We start from the raw sequence: 24,252 nt of genomic DNA on the forward strand, positions 1-24,252 counted from the left end.
GCTTGCGGCGGGCTCGCCTTCTATGGCAACCCCCTGGCGGCCCCGGTTCGCCAGGCGTACCCTCTGCGGCATGGACGGGTTCGCGGCTGTCGATTTCTGGCTCGCGCGCGAGGTTCTCCAGCGGGGGATCGCGGCGCTGTACCTCATCGCGTTCATCTCGACGCTGAACCAGTTCAGACCCCTGCTCGGGGAGCACGGTCTGCTGCCGGCGCCGGCGCTGCTCGAGTGGGTGCGATCCGCCCCCGCCCGTGCGAAGCTGATCCGGCCCACGCTCTTCCGCCGCGTGCGGTACACCGATCGTCGCCTCGCGACCCTCTGCTGGATCGGCATCGCGGTCTCCGCGCTGCTCGTCGCGGGCGTGCCGCAGCTGGCCCCGCCGTGGGTGCCGATGCTCGCCTTCCTCGCGCTGTGGATCGGCTACATGTCGATCTCGAGCATCGGCCAGACCTTCTACGGGTTCGGGTGGGAGATGCTGCTGCTCGAGGCCGGGTTTCTCGCCGCGTTCCTGGGATCGCGGGATCAGCCGCCGCCGTCCGCGGTGATCGTGCTGTTCTGGTGGCTCGTCTTCCGGCTCGAGTTCGGCGCCGGCATGATCAAGATGCGCGGCGGTCGGGAGTGGCGCGACCTGACGGCGCTCATGTACCACCACGAGACGCAGCCGATGCCCGGTCCGCTCAGTCGGCAGGCGCACCTGCTGCCGAAGTGGTTCCACCGAGGAGAGGCGATCGGCAGCCACTTCGCCCAGCTCGTCGTGCCGTTCTTCCTGTTCGCGCCGGTCCTCGGTCTCTGGATCCCCGGCCCCGTACCCGGCATCGTCGGCACCGCGGCCGCCGCGATCATCATCGCGACGCAGCTCTGGCTCGTGCTCACCGGCAACTTCGCCTGGCTCAACTGGGCCACGATCGTGCTCGCGTGCTCGGCGGTCTCGGTGCCGGGCGTCGGCTGGGAAACTGCGGGATCCGGATCCGCCGACGGTCGCGCGCCTGGCGCAGTACCGTCGGGATCCCATGCCCTCGCGTGGCTCGGCGGCCTGCCGCTCTACTGGTTCGTCATCACCTCGGCCGTCGCCCTGCTCCTGGTCGTGCTCAGCGGGCCCGCCCTGCGCAACCTCTTCGCGCGCCGTCAGCTCATGAACGCGAGCTTCAACCGCTGGCAGCTCGCCAACGCCTACGGCGCGTTCGGCACCGTCACGAGGGTGCGCGTCGAGTATGTCATCGAGGGGACGGTCGACGAGGACCCGGGCGCGGCCGACTGGCGGGAGTACGAGTTCAGGGGCAAGCCGGGCGATGTGCGGCGCGTGCCGCGGCAGTTCGCGCCGTACCACCTGCGGCTCGACTGGCTCATGTGGTTCCTGCCGCTCGGCCGGTCGCTCGACGACTGGTTCACGATGCTGCTCGCTCGCCTGCTCGAGGCCGACGCCCCGACCCTCGCCCTGCTGCGGCGTGACCCCTTCGGCGGTGAGCGGCCCCGGTGGGTGCGCGTGGTGTCGTATCGCTACCGCTTCGCCTCGCGAGCCGAGCATCGGGCCGACGGTGCGGTGTGGGTGCGGGATCGCCGCAGCGAACTGGTGCGGCCCGTGAGCCTCGAGCGGTTCGTCGGGTGAGGGGCGGGTGGTGATCCCGAGATCGCCGAGGGGAACACGGCGGGCGTGCCGCTCATCTCGGCGGGATCGGGGAGACCGGAGGAGCGGATCAGGCGTCGTCGTCGGGAACCCACTCGAGCAGGTCGCCCGGCTGGCACCCGAGCACCCGGCACATCGCGTCGAGCGTCGTGAAGCGCACCGCCTTGGCGCGGCCGTTCTTCAGCACGGCGACGTTCGCGGGGGTGAGGCCGACGCGCTCGGCGAACTCGCCCACGCTCATCTTGCGCTTCGCGAGCTCGACGTCGATGCGAACGACGATGGCCATCAGATGACCTCTTCGAGTTCGGACCGGTAGCCGGTGGCTTGGCGCAGCAGCCCGCGCATCACCAGCATGAGCAGGACGGGCAGGACTGCGAGCACGACGATCCCGAACAGCAGCATGGGGAAGCCGGGGTCGCGAAGCTCGGGTGTGAAATAGATGATCGAGGTCGCGGTAAGGGCGAGCAGGGCGAGCACCGACCAGCCGATGCTGAGCGCCCACACGATCGCGTCGACCCAGCGGCGCGAGGCCTCGCTGAAGATGCGGTCGCGGCGCGTGAGCGTGAGCAGCCGCCAGATGCAGACGATCACCGCCAGGACGCAGAGGATCACCAGCGAGAGCGCGATCTGCACGGGAACGCGGAAGGAGAGCGGTTCGTCCGAGAGTTCGCCGGGCATGGCGAGGGCGAGGAGCACGACGAGCCAGAGCGCGGCGACGATGAGGACGGCGCGGAGCAGGAGAACGATCCAACGTGATTGAAGCATGCATCGATCTTCACTCATTATCTATCGAAAATCAATAGGTTTTTGTTCGGTATGGCGTGCGGGCTCAGAGCCGGGGAGAGCGGGCGCTCGCATTGGCGCTCACGATGTCAACCCCCTTGCCCGGGGTCCGCTCGAGGGCGAGTCTGGGTGCACATCCGTCTCCGGCGAGTGGTTGGCGCGGGGCCCAGGCCCGTGCTCGGCATCGCCGGAACAGCGAGAGGAGAAGCTCATGGGTATGGGGTCGGGAATCGTGCTCTTCGTCATCGGCGCGATCATGGCGTTCGCGCTCAACGTCCAGGTCGCGTGGATCGATCTCAACATGGTCGGCTACCTCCTGATGGGGGCCGGTGCCGTGATCTTCTTCATCTCGCTCATCCTCTACTTCTCGCGGCGCCGAGGCGCCGGTACCGCGGATCCGGTCGACCGCGGCATCGAGTAAGGCCGACAACTGGCAGACTGAGACCGTGGCGAATACTCAGAACGGCCGTGTCGCGGTCTACCTCGACTTCGATAACATCGTGCTCTCCTGGTACGACCGGGTGCACGGGCGCAACTCCTACGCCAGAGACCGGCAGCGGATCGCCGAGGATCCCTCCGACGCCGAGATCGCGGGCCGGCTCCGCGACGCGGTGATCGACGTCGGGGCCGTGATCGACTACGCCTCGTCGTACGGCACGCTCGTGCTCACGCGCGCCTACGCCGACTGGTCCTCGCCCATCAACGCCGACTACCGCTCGCAGCTGGTCGCCCGCGCGGTCGACCTCGTGCAGCTCTTCCCGGCTGCGGCCTATGCCAAGAACGGCGCGGATATCAGGCTCGCCGTGGACGCGGTCGAAGACATGTTTCGCCTCGACGACCTCACCCACGTGATCATCGTGGCGGGGGACTCCGACTACGTTCCGCTGGCGCAGCGCTGCAAGCGGCTCGGCCGGTACGTGGTCGGGATCGGCGTCGCCGGATCCACGGCCAAGGCGCTCACGGCGGCGTGCGACGAGTTCGCCTCGTATGACTCGCTGCCCGGCGTCGAGCAGCCCCAGCGCGAGCAGCAGCCCGCGAAGCGGCAGCGACGGGGCAAGGCCGTGGCCGCCTCGAAGGAGACCTCCGCGATCGAGGCTGCGGAGGCCGTCGAGGCTGGGGGATCCGGCGAAGGCGAGGAGTCGGCCGGGGCCGGCGAGGCCGCCGACGCTCCCGAAGCGGCCGCGGAAACGACGCGCGGGAAGCGCGGGGCCTCCGCGGGCCGCAACCTCGCCCCGGCTCCCGCCGAGTCCGTCGCGGATGACCTCGACGATGCCGATGAGGGCGACGACGATGACGACACCGACATCGCGGTGACCGGTCTGCTCATCCGCGCGCTGTGGCTCGGCCAGGAGAAGGACGACTCGGGGTGGCTGCACAGCTCAGCCGTGAAGCAGCAGATGCGCCGCATGGACCCGTCGTTCAACGAGAAGGCGCTGGGCTTCCGGTCGTTCTCGGATTTCCTGAAGTCCCGCGCCGACGTCGCGGAGCTCGAGGAGACGGGGCACGAGCGCCTCGTGCGCCTGCGCGACCAGACCCCGTAGCGGATCGTGCCTCCGGCACCGAACGACGTTCGAGCACCTTGGAGCTCGAAAACGGGATGCTTGAGCGTCGATCGGTGCTCGAAGGATTCGACCGGGCGCGAAACGGGAGGGAAACGGGCACGAAAAAACCGGACCGCAGAACGCCTCTCGGCGGAAGGCCGCTCGAAGCGGCAAAAATTGGAGCCCGGGGTTACTGCGGCCCGGCGACACCAGTGTAACGCAGGTGCGCGAGGGGCCGCACCCATCGGCGCGAGGGGCCTCACCCATCGGCGCGAGGGGCCGCACCCACCGGCGCGACCTCGCAGTCAGGCGAGGGAACCGTCGCGCCAGCGCCGGGCGCCGGCGTGCAGTTCCTGCGCCATCGTCGAGTAGCGCAGCGCGCGCTTGGTGAGCTGTTCGGCGTGGGCGTCGTCGTGCACGTCGCGGGTGTCGGCGAGGTCGGCGGCGCCGAGCGCCATGATGCGGCAGTAGCTGGCGGCGCGGTCGAGCGCGCTCCCCAGATCGCCGACGAAGGCTCCGCGCAGAATCGTGTCGCACAGTTCCTCGATCGAGGCGGGCGTGACGGGTTCGGCGGCACCGGCCACGACGGGGTCGATGGTGGAGGCCGCGGCCGATCCTCGTCTGAACAGCTCGGCCGATCCCTCGGCGTCGCCCGCCACCACGCGCCGCAACAGGTAGAGGCGCCAGAGCACTCCGGCGAGCGAGTGCGTTCCCTCGCGCGCCCACAGTTCGGCGATGTCATCGATGCCGGGACCCGTCGAGGCGAGACCCACCACGCGCTCGACCACCGCGGGATCGGCCCCCGCGCGCACGCGGTCGAGCAACGCCCAGGAGGTCTCCTGGGCGAGGCGGTGGGAAGCGCCCGGTTCGTCGGAGCCGATGATCCAGTCGAAGTCGGACGTCGGCTGCAAGACGGGGCGCTGATGCTCTCGGGTCACATGTCTCCTCGGTGTGAAAGCGGGGGATCGGCGGCGGGGCCGCGCGCCACGCGAGTCTACGCCGCTGCGGGCCGTCCCGCGTGGACTGAACGCCCGGAGAAATCCATTAGAATGGGTGACCACGGGCCTCTAGCTCAGTTGGTAGAGCATCGGACTTTTAATCCGCGGGTCGCCGGTTCGAGCCCGGCGGGGCCTACTCCGTTTTGCCGCGGCACTCCGCAGACTCCTCTCGTGGGCTCCGTAGCGCGCTCGCGGCTCCGCAGCTCCTCGCGGGCTCCGCAGTGCGCTCGCACAGAAACGCGGAGTCCCGAATTGCTGCTTCAGCACGAACTGAAGCAGCAATTCGGGACTCCGCTCTGCGGGAAACCGATGGCGGAGAGCGCCCCGCCTCGAGGCCGGCCTACCCGAAGCGGCCCGAGACGTAGTCCTCGGTCGCCTTCACGCTGGGCGTGGAGAAGATCTTCGACGTGTCGTCGTACTCGATGAGCTTGCCCGGCTTGCCGGTGCCGGCGATGTTGAAGAACGCGGTGCGGTCAGAGACGCGCGAGGCCTGCTGCATGTTGTGGGTCACGATGACGATCGTGTACTCCTGCTTCAGCTCGTCGATCAGATCCTCGATCGCGAGGGTCGAGATCGGGTCGAGCGCCGAGCAGGGCTCGTCCATGAGCAGCACCTCGGGCGAGACCGCGATGGCGCGGGCGATGCAGAGGCGCTGCTGCTGACCGCCCGAGAGGCCCGAGCCCGGCTTGTCGAGGCGATCCTTCACCTCGTTCCACAGGTTGGCGCCCCGCAGCGAGCGCTCCACGAGGTCGTCGCCGTCGCTCTTCGAGATCTTGCGGTTGTTGAGGTTGACGCCGGCGAGCACGTTCTCACGGATCGACATCGTGGGGAACGGGTTGGGGCGCTGGAAGACCATGCCGACCTGGCGGCGCACGAGCACGGGATCGACGCCGGGGCCGTAGAGGTCATCGCCGTCGAGCAGCACCTCGCCCTCGACGCGCGCGCCGGGGATGACCTCGTGCATGCGGTTGAGGGTGCGCAGGAACGTCGACTTGCCGCAGCCCGAGGGTCCGATGAACGCGGTGACGCTGCGCGGCTCGATGTTGATGGAGACGCCCTCCACGGCGAGGAAGCTGCCGTAGTAGACGTTGAGGTCGTTGACTTCGATGCGCTTGGACATTGCGTGGTTTCTTCTCTCCGGTCATTCTGGGCGGGGCCGCAGAATCTCTCTGGTGAATGGTGGATCCTGCGACTCTCTCCGTTCGCGCAGGATGACGGGTGTGCGCCTAGCGGCCGGTCTTGGGTGAGAACTTCTTCGCCACGAAGCGTGCGATGAGGTTGAGCGCCATGACGATGAGGATGAGCACGAGCGCGGCGGCCCAGGCGCGGTCGATGAACGCCCACGCCGGGTTGCCCTGGTTCGCGAACTGGGTGTACACGAACACGGGCAGCGACTGCATGCGGTCGTTGAAGAGGTTGTAGTTCATGCTCGCGGTGAAGCCCGCCGTGATGAGCAGCGGGGCGGTCTCGCCGATCACGCGTGAGATGGAGAGCATGATGCCCGTGGTGATTCCGGCGATCGAGGTGGGCAGCACGACCTTCATGATGGTCAGCCACTTCGAGACGCCCAGGGCGTACGAGGCCTCGCGCAGCTCGTTGGGCACGAGGCGCAGCATCTCCTCGCTCGAGCGCACCACGACGGGGATCATCAGCACCGAGAGCGCGACGGAGCCGATGATGCCCATGCGCACCCCCGGCCCGAGGAACAGCGCGAAGGCGGCGTAGGCGAACAGACCCGCGACGATCGAGGGGATGCCCGTCATGACATCGACCAGGAAGGTGATGACCTTGGCCAGCCGGCCGCTGCCGTACTCGACCAGGTAGATCGAGGTCATGAGGCCGAGCGGCACCGAGATGATGGTCGCCGCGAGGGTGATCATCAGCGTGCCCATCATGGCGTGCAGTGCACCGCCGCCCTCGCCCGTGACGTTGCGCATGGAGGAGTTGAAGAACTCGGGATCCAGGCGCCCGATGCCGTTGCCGATGACGGTGATCGCCACCGAGACGAGCGGCACCATCGCGAGCAGGAAGGCGCCGGTGACGAGGTTGGTCACGAAGCGATCGGTCGCTTGACGGCGCCCCTCGACGGCGGCTGAGATGGCCGTGGTCACGGCGAGGTGCAGGATCAGGCCGACGAGCACCGCGCCCACCAGGTTGAACTCGCCCCCGCCCGCCACCGCGAGCAGGCCGAAGAGCGCGAGTGAGACGACCAGGCTCGCGCCGAGGATGATCCACGGGGCGGGCTTCGGCAGCCGGTTGCCGGTGAGCACGGAGCCGGACGAGACGGGGCGGACGGTGAGTGCCATATCAGTTGGCTCCAGAGAACTCGGCGCGGCGGCTCACGATCCAGCGGGCGATCGCGTTGACCAGGAACGTGACGATGAAGAGGATGAGGCCGGTGGCGATCAGCACGTTGACGTTCTCGCCGTAGGCCTCGGGGAAGGAGAGCGCGATGTTGGCCGCGATGGTGGAGGGGTTCTCGCTGGTGAGCAGCCGGATGCTGACGAGGCCGGTGGCCGAGAGCACCATCGCGACCGCCATCGTCTCGCCGAGCGCGCGGCCGAGGCCGAGCATCGCGGCCGACACGATGCCGGGGCGGCCGAAGGGCAGCACGGCGAGTCGGATCATCTCCCAGCGGGTCGCCCCGAGCGCGAGTGCCGCCTCCTCATGCAGCACCGGAGCCTGCAGGAAGACCTCTCGGCAGATCGCGGTCATGATCGGCAGCACCATGACGGCGAGTACGAGCGCGGCGGTGAGGATCGTGCGGCCGGTGCCCGAGACGGTGCCGCCGAAGAGGGGGATCCAACCCAGGTGAGTGTTGAGCCAGACGAACACCGGTTGAGCGGCGGGCGCCAGCACGCCGATGCCCCAGAGACCGAAGACTACGCTGGGCACCGCGGCGAGCAGATCCACGATGTACCCGAGCACCGCCGACACCCTGCGGGGGGCGTAGTGGGAGATGAAGAGCGCGATGCCGATGGCGAGGGGAAGCGCGATGATCAGCGCGAGCACGGCGGCCCAGATCGTGCCGAAGATGAGCGGCCAGACGTACGACCAGAAGTTCTCGGGCAGCAGCGAGGCGGTCTCGTTGGTCGCGAAGAACGCGGGGATGCTCTGGGCGATGAGGAAGGCGGCGACCGCGGCCAGCGTGACGAGGATCATGCTGCCCGCGAAGACCGCGGAGCGCGAGAAGATGCGGTCGCCGAGGCTCAGCACGGGTTTCCGTGTGGTCGTGGCTGAAGTCACGGGGTATGTCCTTCTGACTGTTCCGTCATTCTGCGTGAGCTTGCGAGTCGCAGAATCTCAATCTATATAAGTGGTTCAAGCGTGATCTTGCGATTCGCAGCGACGCGGTAGCGCCGCCGCGGAATGCGAGAAACGCTGGCGCGTTTCTCTCAAGCATTCCACGCACGCAGGATGACCTGAAGGAGCGGGGCGTCGCATCGAGCAGGTGAGACCTGACCCGAGACGATGCCCCGCTCCTCAGGGTCACTTGATCGCCGCGATGGCCGGCTCGATCTTGCTGCGCAGGTCGGCCGAGATGGGGGCGCTGCCCGCGGCCTCGGCCGCGAGATCCTGACCCTCTTCGCTGATGATGTAGCTGAAGTACTCCTTGACGAGCTCCGCGTTTGCGGCGTCCTGGTACTCCTCGCAGCCGATGAGGTAGCTCACGAGCACGATCGGGTAGACCCCGTCGGCGCTGCTGGTGCGGTCGAGCTCGATCGCGATGTCGTGCTCGGTGCGGCCCTCCTCGACGGTCGACGCGTCCACGATCGCGGCTGCGGCCTCGGGGGAGTAGTCGACGTACTCCTCGCCCACCTTGATCGCGACGGTGCCCAGGCCCTCGGCGCGGGAGGCATCGGCGTAGCCGATGGTGCCGACGCCGTTGGTCACGGCCTCGACGACGCCCGAGGTGCCCTGCGCACCCTCGCCGCCGAACTCGGTCGGCCAGGTCTCGATCGAGCCCGCGGTCCAATCGTCGGCCGCGGCGGCCGAGAGGTACTCGGTGAAGTTGCCGGTGGTGCCCGAGTCGTCCGAGCGGTGCACGGCGGTGATGTTCTGATCCGGCAGCGTCGCGTCGGGGTTCTGCTCGGCGATCGCGGGGTCGTTCCACTTGGTGATCGAGCCGTTGAAGATCTTCGCCACGGTGGCCGCGTCGAGGTCGAGCGAGTCGACGCCCTCGAGGTTGAAGATGATCGCGATGGGCGAGATGTAGGCGGGGAACTCGACGATCGCGTCGGTGGCGCAGCTGTCGAAGGGGCCGGCCGAGATCTCGTCGGTCTTGAACGCGCGGTCGCTGCCCGCGAACGCCGATGCGCCCTGCTGGAAGGTCTCGCGGCCCGCGCCCGAGCCGGCCGGGTCGTAGTTCACGGTGACGTCGGCGTGCGCCGTCTGGAAGCCGGCGGTCCAGGCCTCCTGAGCGGATCCCTGCGACGACGCGCCGCCGCCCACGAGGGTGCCGGTGAGCGACGAAGCCGGAGCGTCGCCGCCCTCGGCGGGGGCGCCGCCCTCGTTCGCTGCGCACGAGGTGAGGGTGAGCGCGGCGATGCCGCCGATGGCGGCGACCTTTGCGAATGCAGAAAGCTTCACTGTGGGATCTTCCAATCTCAGAGCTGAATTGAGGGAATGGTCGCGAACGGCCACACCCCCACGCTAGGGATCCTTCGTGAAGCGGGGTCTGCCAGCAGGTGAACAGGGGGTGAACTCGCGGGGTGCAAGTGGGGAAGCGCGGGACCGCGAGGGCACGGATCTCAGCGCGGTCCGGATCCGCGTGTCGAACTCCGAATGACGGGAGGGAGGCCGCTCAGTGCTTGATCGGGTAGGTCTCGACCGCGACGATGCCCGCCTCCGGCTGCGACCGCGAGAAGTGCAGCACCGAGAAGCCCGCGGGCGGCAGCGAGGCCGCCTTGTCGAGGTAGGGCCCCAGCGGGCTGCCCGTCGCGAGCGCGAGCTCGCGCGCCAGGTCGGGCAGCACGGGCCGGTGGCTGCAGAGGATCGCGTTGCGGCCTCGCCCGAGGACCTTCGCCACGAGCTTGCGCAGCGAGGCGAGGTCGCCCTCGTCCCAGTTGTCCTGACTGAGCGATTTCTTGGCGCGCACGCGTTTGCCGAGCTGCTCCGCCAGAGGGGCGACTGTCGAGAGGCAGCGGGTCGCCGTCGACGAGTAGATGCGTCGCGGTCCGAAGGAGCGGAGGATCGGCACGAGCGTCTCGGCCTGCTCCTCGCCGGCGTCGGCGAGCGGCCTCAGATGGTCGACCGGAAACGCGCTGCTGCGGGGCTCGGCTTTCGCGTGCCGCAGCAGCGTCACCGAGAACGTATCGACCAGGTCGCGCTCGACGAGCTTCAGGAACACGTCGTAGAGCTCGCGGTCGGCTTCGTAGCTGAGCCGCTCGCGCGCCTGCTCCGCGGGCACCCACTCGATGGCCTGCACCTCGTCGTTCGGCTTGAACTTGGCGCGGGCCTCGGCTTTCGCGGTGACCTTCGCGGCCCAGTACTGCACGGTCTTCGAGCGGCCGCCGCTGAGCGCGTAGTGGATCGTGCCGAGGTTGACGCCGAGCGACACCCGGTAGCCGGTCTCCTCGCGGGTCTCGCGCACGGCGGCCCGAGGCATGCTCTCGCCCGGGTCGAGCTTGCCCTTCGGGAACGATACGTCGCGCTGCTTGGCGCGGTGGATCAGCAGTACGAGGATCTGCGGATCGCCGTGCTCGTCGTAGACGCGGCGCCAGCACACGGTGCCCGCCGCGAGCACCTCGGTCGCCGCGCCTCCCGCGGCGGCGCCCTTCGAGGAGCGCTTCTTCGTGGCCGTCGGGCTCACCGGTTTCTCCGGGAGCGAGCCTCGGTGCGGTCGATCATGACGAGGTCCTGCAGGTCGGGCAGCGGCTCGCCCTCCTCGCTCACCACGCGGCGCTGCCAGTTGCCGTCGGGCAGCATGCGCCAGGACGACACCTCGTCGCTGAAGGCGAAATCGAAGAAGCGGTCGATGCGGGCGAGGTGCTCGCGATCCTCGATGCGCACGAGCACCTCGATGCGGCGGTCGAGATTGCGGTGCATGAGGTCGGCGCTGCCGATGAACACCTCGCGCTCGCCGGCGTTCTCGAAGGCGTAGATGCGGGAGTGCTCGAGGTAGCGGCCGAGCACCGAGCGCACGCGGATGTTCTCGGAGAGGCCCGGCACTCCGGCGCGGATCGAGCAGATGCCGCGCACCCACACGTCGACGGGCACGCCGTCCTGGCTCGCGCGGTAGAGCGCATCGATGATGGCCTCGTCGACCATCGAGTTGGCCTTCAGCCTGATGCCGCTGGGGAGGCCGGCGCGGGCGTTCTCGGCCTCGCGCTCGATGCGCTCGAGCAGACCGCTTCGCAGCTGCAGCGGAGCGACGAGCAGACGGTCGTAGTCGGTCTCGATCGCGTACCCGGAGAGCACGTTGAAGAGCTTGGTCACGTCGCGGCCGACCTCGGGAGACGAGGTGAAGAGGCCGAAGTCCTCGTAGATGCGGCTCGTCTTCGGGTTGTAGTTGCCCGTGCCGATGTGGCAGTAGTGGGCGAGGCGGCCCTGCTCCTCGCGGATCACGTGCACGAGCTTGCAGTGCGTCTTGAGGCCCACGAGACCGTAGACCACGTGCACGCCGGCCTGCTCGAGCTTGCGGGCCCACGTGATGTTGGCCTCCTCGTCGAAGCGGGCCTTCACCTCGACGAGCGCGAGCACCTGCTTGCCGGCCTCGGCCGCCTTGATGAGCGACGCGACGATGGGGCTGTCGCCCGAGGTGCGGTACAGGGTCTGCTTGATGGCGAGCACGTCGGGATCGGTGGCCGCCTGCTCGACGAACGCCTGCACGCTCGTCGAGAACGATTCGTAGGGGTGGTGCACCAGCACCTCGCGCCGCGCGATCGCTCCGAAGACATCGGGCTTCTCGCTCGGCGAGTTCGTGCGGAACTGGGGATGCGTGACCGGGATGTGCGGCTTGAACTTGAGGTCGGGCCGACGGATGCCGCTGAGGGCGAAGAGGCCGCTGAGATCGAGCGGGGCGGGCAGCGTGTAGACCTGCTGCTCGTCGATGTCGAACTCGCTGACGAGCAGCGCCAGCGTCGCCTCGTCCATATCGTCGGAGATCTCGAGTCGGATCGGCGGGCCGAACCTGCGGCGCAGCAGCTCCTTCTCGAGCGCCTGGATGAGGTTCTCGGTCTCGTCCTCCTCGATCTCCATGTCCTCGTTGCGGGTCACGCGGAAGACGTGGTGGTCGAGCACCTCCATGCCGGGGAAGAGGCCGTCGAGCTGATTGGCGATCAACTCCTCGAGCGCGATGAAGCGCACGTCGTCGATGCTCTCGCGCTGATCCACGCGCACGTACCGCGGGATCATCTGCGGCACCTTGAGCCGGGCGAACTCGACCTTCTCGGTCTGCGGGTTGCGCACGCGGATGGAGAGGTTGAGCGCGCGGCCCGAGATATAGGGGAACGGATGCGCGGGATCGACCGCGAGCGGCATGAGGATCGGGTAGATGTGCTGCTCGTAGTAGTTCGTGAGGTGCACCCGATCGGCCGCGTCGAGCTGCTCCCACTCGACCACCCGGATGCCGGCCTCGGCGAGCCCGGGCTGCACCTGCTCGCGGAAGCACCTGGCGTGGCGCAGCTGCAGCTCGTAGGCGGTGCGGTTGATGTCGGCCAGCACGTCGGTGGGAGCGCGCCCGACGTTGGTGGGAAGCGCGAGACCGGTGACGATGCGGCGCTTCAGGCCCGCGACGCGCACCATGAAGAACTCGTCGAGGTTCGACGCGAAGATGGCGAGGAAGTTGGCCCGCTCGAGCAGCGGCACCCCCGGATCCTCTGCGAGTTCGAGCACGCGCTGATTGAACGCGAGCCAGCTCAGCTCGCGATCGATGTACCGGTCGGCGGGCAGCTCTGCCCGTTCGACGGCGTTCTCTCGGGTTTCTTCGGTCATGCGTCCATTGTGTCATCGACCCCTGACGAAGCGGGCCTCGCCCACTGACGGCTGCGTGAATCGACGGTGAACGACGCGTGCTCGTACATGCGCACCGCGCGCTCGTTCTCTCCGTCGACGTAGAGGCTGACGCGATCGGGGGAGTGCTGCGCCATTCTGGCGAGCGTCACATCGAGCAGCAGCTTGCCGAGCCCGCGCCCCGCGTACTCGGGCCGCACGCCGACCGCGTAGAGCTCGCACTCGACCCCGGCGTCGTCGCGCACCGTCTTGATCCAGGTCGACCCCGCGAGTTCGTCGCCCGACGCCTCGGCGAGCAGGATCAGGTCGTCGGCGTCGAACCACGGCTCGTCGCGCATGAGCGCGAAGTCGCTCTCCGTGATCCTCCCCTGCTCGGGATGCGTCGCGAACGCCGCCGCGTTCGCCCGCACCCAGGCAGCGGCATCGGCGGGCCGCGCCGGGTCGAACGCGCGCAGGCGCAGGTCGGTCGGGGCGGGGAGGGAGAGCGGATCCCGCCCGTCGTCGGGTAGCAGCGCGGGATCGAGCGCCATGCGGTACAGCGAGCGCACCGGGGCGAACCCGGCCCCCGCGAGCAGCGCCTCGGCAGCGGGATTCTCGCCGTGCGCCCAGGCCAGCAGGTCGCCGTCGGCCCGGGAGAGCAGCGCTGCGAGCGCCGCCGCTCCGATCCCGCGCCGTCTCGCCGCCGGACGCACCGCGAGATCGACCTCGCCCTGGCCGACGATCCCGACGGCGACCGGGTCGGCGCTCTCGAGGTCAGCACCGGCCTCCCGTGATCCGCGATCCGCGTCGCCCCGGTCCGTGAAGAGCAGCAGCGCGCGCTGCCCCTGCGCCGCTGCGAGTAGCGCCTGATCCGACACCGGCGAGACGCCGTCGGCGGCCTCGACCTCGGCGATCAGCGCCCGCGCGATGCGGAGCGCCCGCTCGGACGCTCCCTCGACGACATCGATCCGTGCTGACATCAATCCCCCTCATCGACCCGGGCCCGCGCGAAGCCGTATCCGACGCCCCGCACCGTACTGATGAGCCCCTCGTGCTCACCCAGTTTCGCGCGCAGGCGCCGCACATGCACGTCCACCGTGCGCGTGCCGCCGAAGTAGTCGGTGCCCCACACCTCGCTGAGCAGCTGCTCCCGCGTGAACACCCGTCCCGGGTGCGCGGCGAGGAAGTGCAGCAGCTCGAACTCCTTGTACGTGAGGTCGAGCGGGCGGCCGAACAGCCGGGCCGTGAAATTGGACTCGTCAATGACAACGCCCGCGGCCTGGACCGCGGGCGGAGGGGTGGTGGCCGTCGAAGCGGGCTGACCGAGCAGGCGCAGGCGCAGCTCGATCTCGGCGGGACTCGCGGTCGGCAGCAGCAGCTCGCTCACACCCCACTCCCGGGTGAGAGCGGTGAGCGCGAGTTCGGGCAGGATCACCACGCGGGGCGTCTCGATGCCCTCCGCGAGCGCGAGGCACGCGGTGCGGGCGCGACGGGCGTCGAGCGTGCCGTCGACGAGGATCGCGTCGAATCGACCGGCCAGCGTCTCGGGTACGCGGAGCGACAGCGGTGAGGTGCGCACGTCGTGCGGCAGCAGGTCCAGGCCGGGCAGCGAATCGGCGGGATCTCGATCGGTGAGGCAGAGCAGCTGCATGGACCGGCTCCCTTCGCTGTGCGTTCGACTCGAGGTAAATAGTACTGCGGGCACTGTTTCGCGACCGTTTCGCCGATGTTTCGCGGTCTCGGCCTCTGCGGGCCGGCCGTCGGCCCGGAGCGGAGCTCATCGATCGGGGACGCGGGGAGCAAGGGTGTCGCGCTGTGGAACAATGGGGGCGTGAGCGAACCCGTGCAGCCCGACGCCCCGGAGATGCCGGACGTGCAGTCCTGGCACCTGCCGCGGATGATCACCGCGTGGGCGGTGGCCGCGGTCATCGGCGCGCTCGTGACACTGCTCGTGCCGCAGGAGGGGCGCTTCGCCTGGCTCGTCTTCGCCATCGGGGCGAGCACGCTCGTCACGTTCGCACTGCAGCTCGGCACGGCCCAGCGCGAGGGGTTCATCACCCGTGTCTCGTTCAGCGTCGCCGGGTCAGTGCTGCTGATCGCGGTGATCGACGTGATCGGGATGCTGTTCGGCTGAGGGCCGCAGGCGTCACCTCGCCGGCGGTGTCGAAGGCCGAGTCGGGGACGGCCCTGGTCGAGGCGCCGGCGCCGGAGCCGGTGTATTAGACTGGCGTCATGCTTCTCGCGCTTGAACTCTTCTTTCTCGGCCTCCTCGGTCTCGCCGGCGTCGCGATCGCGTGGATCTCGGGCACCGTCGTCTACAAGCTCTTCAAGGGGCAGCGTTAACCATCCGCGCGTGCCGCACCCGATGAAGGGGCTGGCGTGATGTCGTCGTTCCTCGAGCTTCCCGGGGCCGTCGCCGATCCGGTCGGTGTCGCCTCGCACTACGGCGAGCCGCTGCCCGAGCAGCGCGACCTCGAACGGGGGCGCGCGATCGTCGACCTGTCGCACCGCGGCATCGTCACCGTCTCGGGCCCCGACCGCTTGAACTGGCTGCACTCGATGACGAGTCAGCAGTTGACGGGGCTGCGGCCGGGGGAGAGCACGGAGACGCTGCTGCTCGACCCGAACGGCCGCATCGAGCGGGCGATCCGCCTCGTCGACGACGGTGAGCGCAGCTGGTTGCTCGTCGACGAGGGATCGGCCGAGCCGCTGACCGCGTTCCTGCAGCGCATGCGCTTCGCGTTGCGCGTCGAGGTGCACGACGTCTCCGCCGAGTACACGACGGTGCTGGCCTTCACTGGGGCCGGGCCCGCCGCGGAAGCGCTGCGGGCGCTCGAACCGCTCGCCGAGTGGCGCGACCCATGGGCCGGCGTGACCGCGGGCGGAGTGCAGTACGCGAGGTCCGAGGCGCATGCAGCCGAGGGCTGGTCGGTCTCGCAGTTCGTGTTCTCGCGCGAGGATCTGCCGCGCGTCGCGGCGCTGGCGAGCGGCGGCGAGCTGCGCGCCGCCGGCCTGCTCGCGCTCGAGGCGCTCGAGGTGCGCGCCTGGCGGCCCTCGCAGCACGGCGACGTCGACGAGCGCGCGATCCCGCACGAGTTCGACTGGCTGCGCACCGCGGTGCACCTCACGAAGGGCTGCTACCGCGGGCAGGAGACGGTCGCGAAGGTGCACAACCTCGGGCACCCGCCGCGGAGGCTGGCCATGCTGCACCTCGACGGTTCGGGCGGCGAGCTGCCGCAGCCGGGGGCGCTCGTGTTCCGCGCGCCGGAGCCCGGTGAGGATCGGGATCCCGGGGCGCGACCGGTGGGCCGGGTCACCCGGGCCGCGCTGCACCACGAGTGGGGCGGGATCGCCCTCGCGCTGCTCAAGCGGGCGCTGCCCGAGGACGCGGCCCTCGAGGTCGAGCTGCCCGATACCGCGGAGCGGGCCGCGGCTTCGCAGGAGCCGATCGTACCCGCCGACGCCGGCGCCACCCGAGATATTCCGCGTCTCAAGCGCCTGTAGGCGGGCGCCGTCCCGGGGCGGGCTCGTCGACGCGCCCGCTTCGGAACCTCATAGACTAGAACCCATGACGAACAAGCTGATCCTGCTCCGTCACGGGCAGAGCGACTGGAACCAGAAGAACCTGTTCACCGGTTGGGTGGATGTGCGCTTGACCGAGCAGGGGCGCGGCGAGGCCGCCCGCGCGGGCGAGTTGCTCGCGGAGTCGGGTGTGCTGCCCGACGTGCTGCACACCTCCGTGCTGAGCCGGGCGATTCAGACGGCGAACATCGCTCTCGACAGCGCGGATCGGCTGTGGAGCCCCGTCCGCCGGTCGTGGCGGCTGAACGAGCGTCACTACGGTGCGCTGCAGGGCCTCGACAAGACCGAGACGCTGCAGAAGTACGGCGAGGAGCAGTTCATGGAGTGGCGCCGCTCCTTCGACACGCCCCCGCCGCCCCTCGACGATTCGAGCGAGTGGTCGCAAGCGGGCGACCCCCGCTACGCCGATATCGACGGCGAGCAGCCGCAGACCGAGTGCTTGAAAGACGTCATCGAGCGTCTCGTGCCCTACTGGGAGAACGAGATCCTGCCCGACCTGAACTCGGGTAGGACCGTGCTGGTCACCGCCCACGGCAACTCGCTGCGTGCGCTGGTGAAGCACCTCGACGGCATCTCGGACGCCGACATCGCGGGCCTCAACATCCCCACCGGCATGCCGCTCGTGTACGACATCAACGAGGACGGCACGCCCGCGGGCGAGGGGCGCTACCTCGATCCCGAGGCTGCAGCGGCGGGCGCGGCAGCCGTCGCGGCTCAAGGCAAGCACTGACGGCGGCTCGCCGAACGTGAAAGGACCCCTCTCGCGGGAGGGGTCCTTTCACGCAATCCGAGCGAAGCGGAGTCAGCGTTCTCCGCGCTCGTCCGAGGGGTCTTCGTCTTCGACGATATCGTCGTCGGCGTTGTACTTGCTGGCGTACTCAGCCCAGGGGTCCTCATCGGAGCCGTGCTGCGAACTCTGCGCGAGTTCGCGCTGGAGTTGCGAGAGGTCCGTGTTGGGGCTGAAATACTTCAGCTCCCTGGCTACCTTGGTGTGCTTTGCCTTCTGACGGCCGCGCCCCATGCGTGACCCCCTTACACATTCAGGCCCCGCGGGCAATTCTCCGCGAGGCAGGTACTTATACAAATAGACGTATGGAGCAGATTCTATCAGATCGCGACAGCCGCCGAAGCGCGGCCAGTACGATGAAGGCATGACATCGCGCCGATCCCGCATCCTCAGGTTGCTGCTCATCGGCGTGCTCGTGGTCGCGGTGCTCGCTTTGGTCGGCGCGATCGCAGTGCTGGTGCCGATCCTCACCCATCAGAGCGCGGGTGGATCCGGCCAGCGCGTACCCGACGAGTTCGTCTCGCAGACGACCGCGAAGGGGGCGGACGGACGCACCCGGGAGCTGGCGGTCGAGACATCGGACGGCGAGCCGGCGGAACTCGGCGCGCTGAGGCCGGGCGAGTCGCTGACGGTCCGGGGTACCGGCTTTGATGCCGGAATCGGCATATATGTCGCGATCTGCGCGATTCCGGATCGCCCGGACGAGAAGCCCGGCCCCTGTCTGGGCGGTATTCCGGAGGGAGCCGAGGAGGGGCATGCGGAGCAGGCCGCCCTGTCGAGCGTGTGGATCACCGACGACTGGGCATGGCGGGCCTTCGCCACGAAGGGATACGACGACGCGCAGAGCGGATCCTTCACCGCCGAGCTCACCGTCCCCGCGGCCGAGAGCGAGGGTCTCGACTGCCGGGCGACGCGGTGCGCGATTGCGACGAGGGCCGACCACACCGCCGGAAGCGATCGGGTGCAGGACATGCTGCTGCCGGTCGCGTTCGACGAAGCCGCGGGCTGAACCCACGGGATCGGGGCCGCGGGCTGATGCGGCGCGCCCGGACCCGTGGACCTCAGTGGGTGAGCGGGGCGATCGCGACCGTCGCGATCGTGTAGATCGCGAGACCGGCGAGCGAGCCTACCACCGTCCCGTTGATGCGGATGAACTGCAGATCCTTGCCGACCTGCAGCTCGATCTTCTCGGCCGCCTCCCTGGCGTCCCACCGCTGCACGGTCTCGGTGATGACACCCGCGATGTCGTGGCGGTAGTTGTGCACGAGGTGCTCGACCACCTCCATCACCCACACGTCGATCTTGTACTGCAGCGTGGGGTCGTCGAGGAGCTTGCGTCCGAAGTCGCGCAGTGCTGACACGATCCGGATCCTCAGTTCGCTGCCCGGGTCCTCGAGCATCGAGACGAGCGCGGCGCGCGCGGTCTCCCAGGTGCTCGCGGCGACGGCGCGGATGCGGGGGCTGTCGAACACCTCGTGCTTGAACGCCTCGAGCTGCTGCTGCAGCTGCTCCTGGTGCTGCAGGTCGCGCGCGAGATCGCCGAGGAAGCGGGCGATGGCGATGCGGAACGGATGTTCGGGATCGGCGCCCACCCGCTGGGCGAACCGCACGGTCTCGGCGTGCAGACGATCGTCGAGGAACCGATCCACGATGCTCGGTACCCAGGCGGGGAGGCGCGAGGAGATCACCCGGTCGAACGCCTCGGGGTGCGCGACCAGCCACTCCTCGACGCGGGACGCCGCGATGTCAATGAGGGCCTGCTGGTGGCCGCCCTCGACGAAGGACTCGGCCGCGCGGCCGAGCAGCGGCCCCCATTCGGGATCGACGACGTGCCGACGCACGAGCAGCTCGATGAGCTCCTGCACATCGTTGTCGTCGAGCACCGTCAGCGCTCCGAGGCCGGCGCTCGCGATCATGTCGCCGACGCGCTCGGCGTTCGGCTGCTGCGAGAGCCACTCGCCCGCGTGCCGCGCTCCGCTGATGCTCGCGAGCTTGTCGTGGACGACGTCGTCGGCGAGGAAGTTCTCCTCGATGAACGATCCGAGCCCCTCGCCGATGTCGTCCTTCTTGCTCGAGATGAGGTTGGTGTGCGGGATCTTGAGACCCATCGGGTGCCGGAAGAGCGCGGTCACGGCGAACCAGTCGGCGAGGGCGCCGACCATGCCGCCCTCGCTCGCGGCCCTGACGTACCCGAGCCAGGGGTAGCGCTCCTGGAGCGCGAACGAGACGACGAACACCACGGCCATGCCGATGAGCAGGGCGACGGCGAGGCGCTGCATGCGGCGCAGCTCTGCGAGCCGTTCGAAATCTGCGGGGGAGACGGCCCCCAGTGTGCGGCGGGTGCGAGACGTCGGCATCTCTGTATTATGCTCCACGGCGGCGTGGGTCGGGCGAGGCGCGACCCGGGAACGTCGGGGGCGCGTGGAATAATCGACTCCATGCACCTTCTCACGGCGCTCAGCCTGAAGAACCGCGCGTTGATCGCGCTCGTCACCATCGTCGCCGCGGTCTTCGGTCTCATCGGGGTGGGGTCGCTCAAGCAGGAGCTGATGCCCTCGGTGCAGTTCCCGGCGATCGCCGTGGTCACCAACTATCCGGGCGCCTCGCCGGAGGTGGTCAACAACGATGTCTCGGGCCCCATCGAGACGGCGCTGCGCAGCGTGCCGCAGCTCGAGAACTCGACCGCGACCTCGAGCACGGGCGCTTCCATGGTGGTGGCGCAGTTCACCTACGGCGTCGACATCACGGCGACGGAGCAGAAGGTGGAGCGCGCCGTCAGCCGCATCTCCCAGATGCTCCCGGAGGCGGCCGACACGCAGGTCATGTCGGGCAGCATCGACGACTTCCCCGTGATCCAGATCGCTGTGACGCCCGCCGACGGCGAGACCCCCGAGGAGGCCGCGCAGACCATCGAGCGCGTCGCGATCCCCGAACTGAGCGACATCGAGGGCGTGCGCGACGCGGAGCTCACGGGCGCTCGCGAGGAGCGGATCTCGATCTCGCCCTACGCCGAGACGCTCGCGGCGAACGGGCTGACCTCGCAGTCCATCGCCGACGCGCTGCAGCAGAGCGGCGTGCTGATGGCGGCGGGCACCGTCACCGAGGGCGATCAGACGCTCGCGGTGCAGGCGGGCACGGCCCTGGCCTCCGTCGAGGACGTCGCCGCGATCCCGCTGCCACTCGGCCCCGAGCAGATCGCAGCCCAGCAGGCGCAACTCGCGCAGCAGGGGCCGGGGGAGTTCGAGGCCGCGCCCGCCCCGGCCGCCCTCACGATCGGCGACGTCGCCGAGGTGAAGTTCGAGCCGGGCCCCGAGCAGAGCATCTCCCGCGTGAACGGCGCCCCGGCGCTCACGATCGCGGTCACCAAGATGTCGGCTGCGAACACCGTCGACGTGTCCCACGCGGTGCAGCAGAAGCTCGACGAACTGCAGGACCAGCTCGGCGGTTCGCAGCTCTCGATCGTGTTCGACCAGGCGCCGTACGTCGAGCAGTCGATCGAGACACTCACCACCGAGGGGCTGCTCGGGCTCGTGTTCGCCGTGCTCGTGATCCTCGTGTTCCTCATGTCGGTGCGCGCGACGCTCGTCACGGCGATCTCGATCCCGACCTCGGTGCTGCTCACCTTCGTGGGGCTGAACTTCGCCGAGTACACCCTCAACATGCTCACGCTGGGCGCGCTCACCATCTCGATCGGCCGCGTGGTCGACGATTCGATCGTGGTGATCGAGAACATCAAGCGGCATCTCACCTCGGGCGCCGACCGCGCGAAGACGATCATCGAGGCCGTGCGCGAGGTCGCGGGCGCTATCACCGCCTCGACCGTCACCACCGTGGCGGTGTTCCTGCCGATGGCGTTCGTCGACGGCATGGTGGGCGAGCTGTTCCGCCCCTTCGCGTTCACCGTCACCATCGCGCTCGTGGCGTCGCTGCTCGTGTCGCTCACGATCGTGCCCGTGCTCGCCTACTGGTTCCTGCGACCGGATCGGAAGCGGCGCAAGGAGCGGGCGGCGGATCCGGCCGACGGCGATCCCGACCCGCTTTCCACCGGGCCCGCCTCCGAGCCGGCGGACGCCGAGTCGGCGGCCCAGCCCGTGCTCGCGACCCGCTCGGCCGCCGCCGAAACCGCGGCCGAGCCCCTCACCGCGCTGCAGCGCGGTTACCGCCCCATCATCGACTGGACGCTGAAGCGGCCCGCCGTGACGCTGCTCACCGCGGTGCTGGTGTTCGGCCTCACGATCGCCCTCAGCCCCTTCATGAAGACGAACTTCATGGGCGCCGACGAGCAGAACTCGATCGGCCTCGTGCAGACGCTCGCCCCCGGCACGAGCCTCGACGCCCAGCTCGCCCAGGTCGAGCGCGTCGAGGATGCGCTCTCGGACGTCGACGACATCGAAACCGTGCAGGTGACCATCGGCAACGGTGGCGGAGGCATGGGCGCGATCTTCGGCGGAGGGGGCGACGGAGCGGTCAGCTACTCGATCACCACGGCGTCGGACGCCGACCAGACGAGTGTGCAGGACGAGATCCGCGCCGCCGTCGACGCACTCGACGATGCGGGCGAGTTCTCGCTCGGGCAATCGGGCGGCGGCGTGACCATGTCGAGCGCGATCGAGGTCAACGTGTCCGCCCCCGATCAGGAGACCCTCGCGCAGGCCAGTGACGCCGTCCTCGCCGAACTCGAGCAGCAGCCCGGCCTCAAGCAGGTCGAGAGCGATCTGGGCACCTCCCGCCCGTTCCTCCAGGTGGCCGTGGACCGTGCAGCCGCGGCGGCGGCCGGCCTGACGGAGGCCGGGGTCGCCGGACAGATCGCTCAGCAGATGCAGCCCCGCCAGATCGGCCAGATCACGATGGACGCCGACACCGTGTCGGTCTACCTCGCCGACGGCGTCGCCGCGACCGACCGTGCCGGCGTTGCCGCCCTGCCGATCATGACGGCTCTCGGCCCGCAGACCCTCGACACGCTCGCCACCATCGAGGTGGCCGACGGCCCCGTGACGGTGCGCACCGAGGACGGCGTGCGCATGGTGACGGTGTCGGCTCTGCCCGAGGGCGACGACCTCAGCGTCGCCGGGGCCGCCGTCACCGCCGCGCTCGACTCGGTCGACCTGCCTGCGGGCGCCACAGCCGAGATCGGCGGCGTGATGTCGCAGCAGAGCGAGGCCTTCGGGCAGCTCGGCTTGGCTCTGCTCGCCGCGATCCTCATCGTCTACGTGGTGATGGTGGCGACGTTCCGCAGCCTGCTGCAGCCGCTGCTGCTGCTGGTCTCGGTGCCGTTCGCCGCGACCGGTGCGATCCTGCTGCTCATCGCCACCGGCATCCCGCTCGGCGTGGCCTCGCTGATCGGCGTGCTGATGCTCGTCGGCATCGTGGTGACGAACGCGATCGTGCTCATCGACCTCGTGAATCAGTATCGTGCGCGCGGAGACACCCTGCTCGCCGCCGTCGAGCACGGCTCTCTGCAGCGTCTGCGCCCCATCGTGATGACGGCGCTCGCGACCATCCTGGCGCTCACCCCCATGGCGCTCGGGATCACGGGCAAGGGCGGGTTCATCTCCCAGCCGCTCGCGGTGGTGGTGATCGGCGGCCTGCTGTCGTCGACCGTGCTCACGCTCATCGTGCTGCCGACCCTCTACTACGCGGTCGAGCGTCGCCGTGAGCGGCGCCGAGATCGCCGTGGGGGTCGCCCGGGCGGTCGCCGAGCTCGGGGTTCCGGGCGACGCGGGCCGAAGCGCGCCCCGGGTTCCGACGGGGCGGCGGCGGTCGCCGGCACCGAGGCACTGGCCTTCGCGAGTGCAGCCGGTGCGGTCGGAACGGTCGGTGTGCTCGGCACTGCGCCCACCGCGCACGACGAGTCGGCGACGGGGTATCCCACCGAGACTCCGAACGATCTGTTCGAGCTGTTCGAGGGGATCCGGGAGGACGGGGACGCCGAGGCGCGGCCCGATGCCGGTGTTGATCCCGAGGCCGAGGCCGCGTTCGAGGCGGGTGCTGAGACCGAGGGTGCCCCGGAGGGCGACGTTTCCGATGCGGAGGTGACTGACGGCTGGGCTCAGCCTCAGGCGGAGTCGGAAGCAGCAGTCGAGGGCGAGGGTTCGCCGATGCCGGCGAACGACGGAGAAGCTGATCCTGATGCCGATGCCGATGCCGATGCCGATGCCGATGCCGATGCTGATGCTGATGCTGAAGCCGAAGCTGACGCCGCTCCTGCGGCACCCGCTCCGATGCCCGCGCAGGCCGACCCCGAGGTCCAGCGCGCGATCCTCAGCGAACTGATCCGCGTCGGGCTCTCCGCCCCCGAGCTGAGGGAGCGCAGCGCCGCTGAGCCGGAGGAGCGCATCACCCCGGAGCCGGAGGAGCAGGAAGAGCAGGAGGTCGGACCCGCGACCGCGCAGATGTCGCTCGCGCTCTCCGATCTCGGCTTCATCGACGAGCGCGACCAGCTCGCGGTCGGCGAGGACTCCGAATCCGCGCCCGGCTCCTTCTCCGAGTCCGAGCAGGGATCCGAGTCGGAGTCGAAGCCCGAATCCGAGCCGGTTTCGACGTCGGAGCTCGCGTCCGAGCCTGAACCGGCGTCCGATCCGGAGCCTGAGACGGTCGACTCCTCACCCCGTGCGGCGTCGGAGCCGGACCCGGCGACTCCGTCGCCGGAGTCGGAGCCGGAGGCCGAAGCGGATCCCGAATCCGATGCCGGGACGGAGCACGAACTCGACTTCGACGCCGCGCCGGATGACACGACCGCGAGTACGGCCGCGACCACCGCAGCCGCGCCCCCCGTGACCGGCGAACTCGACTGGGAACAGCTGATGTGGCAGGCGACGCAAGAGGTCGAGGCGGAGGAGAACGGCCGCGCCGGTGGGCCCGGCGAGAACTCCGAAGACGAGAGCGGGCGATAGCGTGGCGCAGAGAGGCCGCCGCGGATTCAAGCCGCCGGCGAATTACGAGCCGGGCCGCAAGCCGGCTCGCGGCGGTAGGCGGTGGACGGGCGGGCGCGTTCCGGGCCGGCCGGCA

Annotated in this window: 21 protein-coding genes and 1 tRNA gene; 9 read left to right on the plus strand and 13 right to left on the minus strand. The window is 69.5% G+C overall.

Annotated features, from left to right (window positions below; all coding sequences use genetic code 11):
* The first annotated feature begins 70 nt into the window (after positions 1 to 70).
* Entirely contained in the window at positions 71 to 1,603 is a 1,533-nt protein-coding gene (locus KVY00_RS12360) for a lipase maturation factor family protein (protein WP_223043188.1), read from the plus strand.
* Positions 1,604 to 1,691: 88 nt separating this feature from the next.
* On the opposite strand, the gene KVY00_RS12365 is transcribed toward KVY00_RS12360, so the two are convergent.
* Together KVY00_RS12365 and KVY00_RS12370 are read right to left on the minus strand one after the other, a co-directional pair.
* On the minus strand, positions 1,692 to 1,907 hold the full coding sequence (locus tag KVY00_RS12365) for a helix-turn-helix domain-containing protein (RefSeq protein ID WP_223043189.1): 216 nt from the start codon (positions 1,905 to 1,907) through the stop codon (positions 1,692 to 1,694).
* On the minus strand, positions 1,907 to 2,386 hold the full coding sequence (locus KVY00_RS12370) for a DUF2975 domain-containing protein (protein ID WP_223043190.1): 480 nt from the start codon (positions 2,384 to 2,386) through the stop codon (positions 1,907 to 1,909). The genes KVY00_RS12365 and KVY00_RS12370 overlap by 1 nt, the downstream gene beginning before the upstream one ends.
* A 229-nt stretch (positions 2,387 to 2,615) precedes the next feature.
* Here KVY00_RS12370 and KVY00_RS12375 point away from each other — a divergent pair, with 229 nt between their 5' ends.
* Together KVY00_RS12375 and KVY00_RS12380 are read left to right on the plus strand one after the other, a co-directional pair.
* Positions 2,616 to 2,825, plus strand: coding sequence for a DUF6458 family protein (locus tag KVY00_RS12375; protein WP_223043191.1), 210 nt, complete (start codon positions 2,616 to 2,618; stop codon positions 2,823 to 2,825).
* A gap of 25 nt (positions 2,826 to 2,850) precedes the next feature.
* Positions 2,851 to 3,945 (plus strand): NYN domain-containing protein, encoded by a 1,095-nt coding sequence (locus tag KVY00_RS12380; RefSeq protein WP_223043192.1) that lies wholly within the window; start codon positions 2,851 to 2,853, stop codon positions 3,943 to 3,945.
* A 305-nt stretch (positions 3,946 to 4,250) separates the two neighbouring features.
* On the opposite strand, the gene KVY00_RS12385 is transcribed toward KVY00_RS12380, so the two are convergent.
* Entirely contained in the window at positions 4,251 to 4,883 is a 633-nt protein-coding gene (locus tag KVY00_RS12385) for a hypothetical protein (RefSeq protein ID WP_223043193.1), read from the minus strand.
* Between the two features lie 123 nt (positions 4,884 to 5,006).
* On the opposite strand from KVY00_RS12385, the gene KVY00_RS12390 reads away from it, so the two are divergent.
* Positions 5,007 to 5,079, plus strand: a tRNA-Lys gene (locus KVY00_RS12390).
* Between the two features lie 204 nt (positions 5,080 to 5,283).
* On the opposite strand, the gene pstB is transcribed toward KVY00_RS12390, so the two are convergent.
* From pstB to KVY00_RS12430, 8 genes are all read right to left on the minus strand, one after another.
* Positions 5,284 to 6,063 carry a phosphate ABC transporter ATP-binding protein PstB gene (pstB, locus tag KVY00_RS12395; RefSeq protein WP_223043194.1) on the minus strand — a complete coding sequence of 260 codons (780 nt, stop codon included), beginning with the start codon at positions 6,061 to 6,063 and terminating at the stop codon, positions 5,284 to 5,286.
* 106 nt (positions 6,064 to 6,169) lie between these two features.
* On the minus strand, positions 6,170 to 7,249 hold the full coding sequence (gene pstA, locus KVY00_RS12400; protein WP_223043195.1) for a phosphate ABC transporter permease PstA: 1,080 nt from the start codon (positions 7,247 to 7,249) through the stop codon (positions 6,170 to 6,172).
* Position 7,250: 1 nt separating this feature from the next.
* Entirely contained in the window at positions 7,251 to 8,189 is a 939-nt protein-coding gene (pstC, locus tag KVY00_RS12405; RefSeq protein WP_223043196.1) for a phosphate ABC transporter permease subunit PstC, read from the minus strand.
* Positions 8,190 to 8,432: 243 nt separating this feature from the next.
* On the minus strand, positions 8,433 to 9,533 hold the full coding sequence (pstS, locus tag KVY00_RS12410) for a phosphate ABC transporter substrate-binding protein PstS (protein ID WP_223043197.1): 1,101 nt from the start codon (positions 9,531 to 9,533) through the stop codon (positions 8,433 to 8,435).
* A gap of 214 nt (positions 9,534 to 9,747) precedes the next feature.
* On the minus strand, positions 9,748 to 10,755 hold the full coding sequence (locus tag KVY00_RS12415; RefSeq protein WP_223043198.1) for an NUDIX hydrolase: 1,008 nt from the start codon (positions 10,753 to 10,755) through the stop codon (positions 9,748 to 9,750).
* The gene (locus KVY00_RS12420; protein ID WP_223043199.1) at positions 10,752 to 12,878 is read right to left on the minus strand and encodes an RNA degradosome polyphosphate kinase; all 2,127 of its coding nucleotides are present in this window, start codon (positions 12,876 to 12,878) and stop codon (positions 10,752 to 10,754) included. Before KVY00_RS12420 ends, KVY00_RS12415 begins: the two co-directional genes overlap by 4 nt.
* Positions 12,875 to 13,855 (minus strand): mycothiol synthase, encoded by a 981-nt coding sequence (gene mshD, locus KVY00_RS12425; RefSeq protein WP_223043200.1) that lies wholly within the window; start codon positions 13,853 to 13,855, stop codon positions 12,875 to 12,877. Before mshD ends, KVY00_RS12420 begins: the two co-directional genes overlap by 4 nt.
* Positions 13,855 to 14,526 (minus strand): winged helix-turn-helix transcriptional regulator, encoded by a 672-nt coding sequence (locus KVY00_RS12430; protein ID WP_223043201.1) that lies wholly within the window; start codon positions 14,524 to 14,526, stop codon positions 13,855 to 13,857. Before KVY00_RS12430 ends, mshD begins: the two co-directional genes overlap by 1 nt.
* 180 nt (positions 14,527 to 14,706) lie before the next feature.
* On the opposite strand from KVY00_RS12430, the gene KVY00_RS12435 reads away from it, so the two are divergent.
* The 3 genes from KVY00_RS12435 to KVY00_RS12445 all read left to right on the plus strand — a co-directional run bounded on the left by KVY00_RS12435 (position 14,707) and on the right by KVY00_RS12445 (position 17,187).
* Positions 14,707 to 15,009, plus strand: coding sequence for a hypothetical protein (locus tag KVY00_RS12435; RefSeq protein ID WP_255572633.1), 303 nt, complete (start codon positions 14,707 to 14,709; stop codon positions 15,007 to 15,009).
* A gap of 248 nt (positions 15,010 to 15,257) precedes the next feature.
* Positions 15,258 to 16,379: a CAF17-like 4Fe-4S cluster assembly/insertion protein YgfZ gene (gene ygfZ / locus KVY00_RS12440; protein ID WP_223043202.1), complete on the plus strand. Its 1,122-nt coding sequence runs from the start codon at positions 15,258 to 15,260 to the stop codon at positions 16,377 to 16,379.
* Between the two features lie 64 nt (positions 16,380 to 16,443).
* Complete coding sequence (locus KVY00_RS12445) at positions 16,444 to 17,187, plus strand: phosphoglyceromutase (protein WP_223043203.1); 744 nt, start codon at positions 16,444 to 16,446, stop codon at positions 17,185 to 17,187.
* 72 nt (positions 17,188 to 17,259) lie between these two features.
* Here the strand turns inward: KVY00_RS12445 and KVY00_RS12450 are convergent, their stop codons facing one another.
* On the minus strand, positions 17,260 to 17,478 hold the full coding sequence (locus KVY00_RS12450) for a DUF3073 domain-containing protein (RefSeq protein ID WP_223043204.1): 219 nt from the start codon (positions 17,476 to 17,478) through the stop codon (positions 17,260 to 17,262).
* Positions 17,479 to 17,608: 130 nt separating this feature from the next.
* Between KVY00_RS12450 and KVY00_RS12455 the strand changes: the two genes are divergently transcribed.
* Positions 17,609 to 18,253 (plus strand): hypothetical protein, encoded by a 645-nt coding sequence (locus KVY00_RS12455; protein WP_223043205.1) that lies wholly within the window; start codon positions 17,609 to 17,611, stop codon positions 18,251 to 18,253.
* A gap of 52 nt (positions 18,254 to 18,305) precedes the next feature.
* On the opposite strand, the gene KVY00_RS12460 is transcribed toward KVY00_RS12455, so the two are convergent.
* Positions 18,306 to 19,601 (minus strand): DUF445 domain-containing protein, encoded by a 1,296-nt coding sequence (locus tag KVY00_RS12460; RefSeq protein WP_223043206.1) that lies wholly within the window; start codon positions 19,599 to 19,601, stop codon positions 18,306 to 18,308.
* Between the two features lie 81 nt (positions 19,602 to 19,682).
* Here KVY00_RS12460 and KVY00_RS12465 point away from each other — a divergent pair, with 81 nt between their 5' ends.
* Entirely contained in the window at positions 19,683 to 24,137 is a 4,455-nt protein-coding gene (locus tag KVY00_RS12465) for an efflux RND transporter permease subunit (RefSeq protein WP_223043207.1), read from the plus strand.
* Positions 24,138 to 24,252 lie beyond the last annotated feature (115 nt).

The organism is Leucobacter tenebrionis, from assembly GCF_019884725.1.
Lineage (GTDB): Bacteria > Actinomycetota > Actinomycetes > Actinomycetales > Microbacteriaceae > Leucobacter > Leucobacter tenebrionis.

Coding starts and splice junctions, on each gene's coding strand:
- KVY00_RS12360 (WP_223043188.1), top strand. CDS start 71: ATGGACGGGTTCGCGGCTGTCGATTTCTGGCTCGCGCGCGAGGTTCTC.
- KVY00_RS12365 (WP_223043189.1), bottom strand. CDS start 1,907: ATGGCCATCGTCGTTCGCATCGACGTCGAGCTCGCGAAGCGCAAGATG.
- KVY00_RS12370 (WP_223043190.1), bottom strand. CDS start 2,386: ATGCTTCAATCACGTTGGATCGTTCTCCTGCTCCGCGCCGTCCTCATC.
- KVY00_RS12375 (WP_223043191.1), top strand. CDS start 2,616: ATGGGTATGGGGTCGGGAATCGTGCTCTTCGTCATCGGCGCGATCATG.
- pstB (WP_223043194.1), bottom strand. CDS start 6,063: ATGTCCAAGCGCATCGAAGTCAACGACCTCAACGTCTACTACGGCAGC.
- pstA (WP_223043195.1), bottom strand. CDS start 7,249: ATGGCACTCACCGTCCGCCCCGTCTCGTCCGGCTCCGTGCTCACCGGC.
- KVY00_RS12420 (WP_223043199.1), bottom strand. CDS start 12,878: ATGACCGAAGAAACCCGAGAGAACGCCGTCGAACGGGCAGAGCTGCCC.
- mshD (WP_223043200.1), bottom strand. CDS start 13,855: ATGTCAGCACGGATCGATGTCGTCGAGGGAGCGTCCGAGCGGGCGCTC.
- KVY00_RS12430 (WP_223043201.1), bottom strand. CDS start 14,526: ATGCAGCTGCTCTGCCTCACCGATCGAGATCCCGCCGATTCGCTGCCC.
- ygfZ (WP_223043202.1), top strand. CDS start 15,258: ATGTCGTCGTTCCTCGAGCTTCCCGGGGCCGTCGCCGATCCGGTCGGT.
- KVY00_RS12445 (WP_223043203.1), top strand. CDS start 16,444: ATGACGAACAAGCTGATCCTGCTCCGTCACGGGCAGAGCGACTGGAAC.
- KVY00_RS12450 (WP_223043204.1), bottom strand. CDS start 17,478: ATGGGGCGCGGCCGTCAGAAGGCAAAGCACACCAAGGTAGCCAGGGAG.
- KVY00_RS12455 (WP_223043205.1), top strand. CDS start 17,609: ATGACATCGCGCCGATCCCGCATCCTCAGGTTGCTGCTCATCGGCGTG.
- KVY00_RS12460 (WP_223043206.1), bottom strand. CDS start 19,601: ATGCCGACGTCTCGCACCCGCCGCACACTGGGGGCCGTCTCCCCCGCA.
- KVY00_RS12465 (WP_223043207.1), top strand. CDS start 19,683: ATGCACCTTCTCACGGCGCTCAGCCTGAAGAACCGCGCGTTGATCGCG.